Raw genomic sequence first — 4,414 nt, 5'->3', positions numbered from 1 at the left:
GATTTTTGAGTAAAAAAGGTTTATTCTTTGATGCGAGACTTAAGCTCAATGATGAATTTAGAACTGAGTTTGAGTTTGAAAATTATAATGGTCAACAATAATGCATGATAGGAGTATAATAATGGAACAGTGTAAAATTAAATCTATGTATAATTTAAACGAGACTATTGCTAAGGATTTGTTTGAGGGTAAGGAATATCCATGGGAAGTTCTTCCAGAGATTTCTGATTTCATTAAGAAGCTTGGGCCTACTCTTGATCCAGAAAAGTATGAAAAGAGAGGCGAGGATATTTGGGTAGCAAAGTCTGCTACAGTTTTTGATTCAGCATATCTTCATGGTCCACTAATTATTGATGAGGATGCAGAGGTTAGACAGTGTGCATTTGTTAGAGGCTCTGCAATTGTTGGTAAGAACTGTGTAGTTGGTAACTCTACTGAGCTTAAAAACGTAGTTCTTTTCAATAATGTTCAGGTTCCACATTACAATTATGTTGGAGATTCTGTTTTAGGCTATAAGTCACATATGGGTGCTGGCTCTATTACATCTAACGTAAAGCAGGATAAGACACTTGTTGTTGTAAAATCCCGTGATGGTGAGAAAATTGAAACAGGATTAAAGAAATTCGGAGCTATGCTTGGCGACAACGTAGAGGTAGGTTGTAACTCAGTACTTAATCCTGGTACAGTAGTTTGCCCTCGCTCAAATGTATATCCTCTTTCTCCAGTTCGTGGAGTAGTAGAGGCTGACAGCATTTTCAAGAGCCAGGATAACATTGTTAAGAAAAATTAATAAATTTAAAATTTTTTAGGACTCATTCTTTATAGGATGAGTCCTTTTTGGTAAAATAAAAAAAGATTATTTTATTAGGGAGGCGAAAATATGGGATTAATACAAGCATTTAAAGGTTCGGTTTCTGGCGAACTTGCAAATCAATGGAAGGAACTTTTTGTCTCAGATTCCATGTCTGCTGATACTTTAGTTAAAAGAGCAGAACATAAGGTCTCTGGAAGAAGCTCTAACACAAAGGGGGATGCTGATGTAATTACAAAGGGCTCTGCCATAATTGTTAATGAAGGCCAGTGTGCTCTTTTAGTTGATAGTGGAAAGATTATAGATGTGGCAGCCGAAGCAGGCGCTTATGAATGGGAAGAAAACGGCTCAGCATCAATTTTTGCTGGAGATTTCGGCGATATTTTCAAGGAGTTTGGCCGTAGATTTACTTTTGGTGGTGAAAAGCCTGTTCAGCAGAGGGTTTATTTTGTAAACACAAAGGATATTGTTGGACTTAAGTTTGGTACACCTAGCCCAATTCCTTTTAGAATTCTTGATAATAATGTTGGTCTTGATATGGATACAACTCTTAAATGCAACGGAAATTACAGCATGAGAGTTTCTGATCCTACACAGCTATATGTTTCTTTGGCTGGCAACGTTAAAGACGAATATACAATAGAAGATATTCAGGACCAGCTTAGAGCTACATTTATCGCAGCTTTACAGCCAGCTCTTGGAAAGCTTACAAATTTAGGTGTTAGACCTTCTGCAATTCCTAGCTACACTAAGGAAATGTCTGAAGCAATGGGAGAAGAGCTTAATTCAGACTGGACTAATAAGTATGGTCTTGCAATTACATCTGTTCAGATTCTTACAACTGTAATCCCTGATGAGGATGCGGCTACTCTTAAAGAGCTTCAGAAGACTGGTGCCTTTAGAAATCAGTCTATGGCAGGTGCAGCATTAATCGGTGCACAGGCAGAGGCTATGAAAAATGCAGCAAGCAATCCTAACGGAGCTATGATGGGCTTTATGGGAATGAATATGGCAATGCAGGCTGGTGGAGCAAACGCTCAGGATTTATTAAATGCTGGAGCAGCTACAACAGGCGCTAATCAGATGGCAGGCGCAGCAAATCAAGGTGCAGCTGTAGGCAATAGATGGTTCTGCCCAAATTGCGGAAATGAAAATTTTGGTAACTTCTGCGTGAACTGTGGAACTAAGAGACCATAACTAGTGAGGTATTAAAATATGGCAACTATGTTTCCATGCCCAAATTGTGGTGGGCAGTTAAGGTTCAATGTTAAAAGTACAAGGCTTATTTGCACATCATGCGGTGAACCTACCAATCCATATACTTACAAACCTACGGATGATATTAATGAGACAGGTGTAAACACTAAGATTTACACCTGTCCTTGTTGTGCTGGCGAAATCCAGCTTATTGATAACGATGGTATGGAGTTTTGTCCATATTGCGGTAATCAGGCTACAATGGAGGAACGCTTTTCTACGGCTGGAGCTCCTAAATACATTATGCCCTTTAATCTGGATAAGGAAGATGCACAAAAGAAATATATAGAAAAAACTGCTAAAATTCATTTTGCTCCAGATGGATTGAGAGATAAGAAGAATGTAGAAAAGCTTGTTGGTTTATATACACCATATTATCTATATGACTATAGTATTTATGACGAGGTAGAATATGCTGGTATTCATCGATATGATTCCGGAAGCTACGAGGTTACTGATTTAGCTAAAATTAAGGTTAAGGTAGAAGTGCAGCATTTAAAGGTGCCATTTGATGCTTCAGAAACCTTAGATGACACTATTGCTTCAGAGCTTGAACCATTTCCAATGGGTGATTTAATAGATTTTAATCCGAATTTTTTAGCTGGCTTTTTTGTTGAAAATTCATCTGTCAATCAGGATTTATATTTGGAAGATTCTAGCGATAAAGCCTATGATTATGTTTATAAGAGGGTAGTGGCTAAAGCAGGAGAGTATACTCTAAAAGGCGGCCAGGAAACAGATATAAGGCAACAAATAGACGGAAAGCTTAGCTATAAAGGCTGCGAAGGAGCTTATCTACCACTATATTTTATGACAACCAGAACTAATGACAGAGTTTCTTATTCCATAATAAATGGAGCTTCTGGCGAAACATATATTGATATGCCTATTGAAAAGAAAAAGATGTTTAATTGGGCTGTCATTGCATCACTTGTGATTTTTGTGGCAATGCTTATGCTTAGCTTTATATTTAGCTTTAGTTATGATGTTAAGGGATTGTGCGCATTTGCTTGTTTAATATCATCTATAATCGCCTTCGTCGGGGCTAAAATTGCTAATGAAACCTACAGATTTGATAATCATCTGGATGACAAAGGCTATTATGGTACAGCTGAAAATGCTAAAAAGTATGAGATAAAGCCTAAAAAGAAAAAGACATTTAATACAGAAAATTTGGTTGGAGTACTTATTACAATTGGAATCGCTGTATTAATATTTGCAGTTTTCGATTTTCAGTTTTTATTAATAATTATGTCATTCTTGTTTAGGATATTTTCGTTAGTGCTTCCACCTATTATTTATATTGCAAGCGGAGTATTATTAGTGCTTTCCTTCATTAGAATAGGTCATGGAAAAAAGCTTGTAACTTCTTTAGGAGTATTTAGCGCTATAGTTTCATTTGTAATTCATATTATGGATTTGGCAAATGATATTTATTACTATACGGCGCTTATTGTAGTATTTGCAGTTATTCTTATTTCTATAAATGCAATGGTGAATGAGTACAATCGTTTTGCAACTCATCCTTCGCCTCAGTTTGGAAAGAAGGGAGGAAAGTTGGAAAATGCGAAAAATTAGAATTGTGCTTTATGCATTTTTAGCATGCTTATTAATTAGTACAAAAGCCTATGCTGCAGACAAGAACGTTATTATTTATGATGATGCTGAATTACTATCAAGCGATGAATATATTCAACTGGAAAAATATTTGAAAACCTTGGATAGTAGCATTAATTATCTTGTGGTAACAACCTCTTCACATGATTATGGTGACAACGAGGATGAAATTCTTTATGCATATTATGATGAATCCTTTGGTGAAAAATCAGATGGTATTGCATTCATAGTTGATATGTATGATAGAAGAATTCATTTATCTGGCTACGGAGAAATCCAATATAAGATAAAGGATGCAGATTCTATTGATATTACAGATAATGTTTATAGATATGCATCAAAAGGAGACTACTATAATTGTATTTTACATGTATTTGAACAAGCAGATACATTGGTTCACGAAGGTGCTATTCTTAGACCTATGAGATTTGCTGTAACCTTCTTAGTTTCAATTATATTAGGCTTCCTGTTGGCGTTTTTTGTAGCAACAAAAGATAGAAAAGCACTTATAAAAAATACAGGTGAAATGGAAATGCTACTTGCTGGAGCGTCATTTGTTGGCGGCGCCACAATATATGATTCTAAAAGAGTTTTAAGACATGAATCAAACAGCAGCGGTGGGTTCTCTTCAGGTGGTGGAGGTGGCTTTTCCTCAGGCGGAGGCGGCGGCTTTTCCTCAGGTGGAGGGGGCGGTGGTCACTCTGGTGGCGGTCATAGCTTCTAAGGATT

The 4,414-nt window shown here is 36.7% G+C and carries 4 protein-coding genes; all 4 read left to right on the top strand.

Features of this window, described 5'->3' with window-relative positions; translation table 11 throughout:
• The first annotated feature begins 121 nt into the window (after positions 1-121).
• The 4 genes from IJ535_RS01685 (at position 122) to IJ535_RS01670 (ending at position 4,409) form a co-directional block, all read left to right on the top strand.
• Positions 122-790 (top strand): UDP-N-acetylglucosamine pyrophosphorylase, encoded by a 669-nt coding sequence (locus IJ535_RS01685; protein ID WP_294297969.1) that lies wholly within the window; start codon positions 122-124, stop codon positions 788-790.
• Positions 791-880: 90 nt separating this feature from the next.
• Entirely contained in the window at positions 881-2,008 is a 1,128-nt protein-coding gene (locus IJ535_RS01680; RefSeq protein WP_294297967.1) for an SPFH domain-containing protein, read from the top strand.
• Positions 2,009-2,026: 18 nt separating this feature from the next.
• Complete coding sequence (locus tag IJ535_RS01675; RefSeq protein ID WP_294297964.1) at positions 2,027-3,646, top strand: hypothetical protein; 1,620 nt, start codon at positions 2,027-2,029, stop codon at positions 3,644-3,646.
• Positions 3,633-4,409: a TPM domain-containing protein gene (locus IJ535_RS01670; protein WP_294297961.1), complete on the top strand. Its 777-nt coding sequence runs from the start codon at positions 3,633-3,635 to the stop codon at positions 4,407-4,409. The genes IJ535_RS01675 and IJ535_RS01670 overlap by 14 nt, the downstream gene beginning before the upstream one ends.
• Positions 4,410-4,414 lie beyond the last annotated feature (5 nt).

The sequence above is a fragment of the Pseudobutyrivibrio sp. genome (assembly GCF_017471675.1).
GTDB lineage: Bacteria > Bacillota > Clostridia > Lachnospirales > Lachnospiraceae > Pseudobutyrivibrio.
Note: the sequence above shows the minus strand (reverse complement) of the source record. Positions and strands in the feature narration are given on the sequence as shown.

What these genes read in the sequence shown, in the direction of transcription:
- IJ535_RS01680 (WP_294297967.1), top strand. Translation starts at nt 881, where the DNA reads ATGGGATTAATACAAGCATTTAAAGGTTCGGTTTCTGGCGAACTTGCA.
- IJ535_RS01670 (WP_294297961.1), top strand. Translation starts at nt 3,633, where the DNA reads ATGCGAAAAATTAGAATTGTGCTTTATGCATTTTTAGCATGCTTATTA.
- IJ535_RS01675 (WP_294297964.1), top strand. Translation starts at nt 2,027, where the DNA reads ATGGCAACTATGTTTCCATGCCCAAATTGTGGTGGGCAGTTAAGGTTC.
- IJ535_RS01685 (WP_294297969.1), top strand. Translation starts at nt 122, where the DNA reads ATGGAACAGTGTAAAATTAAATCTATGTATAATTTAAACGAGACTATT.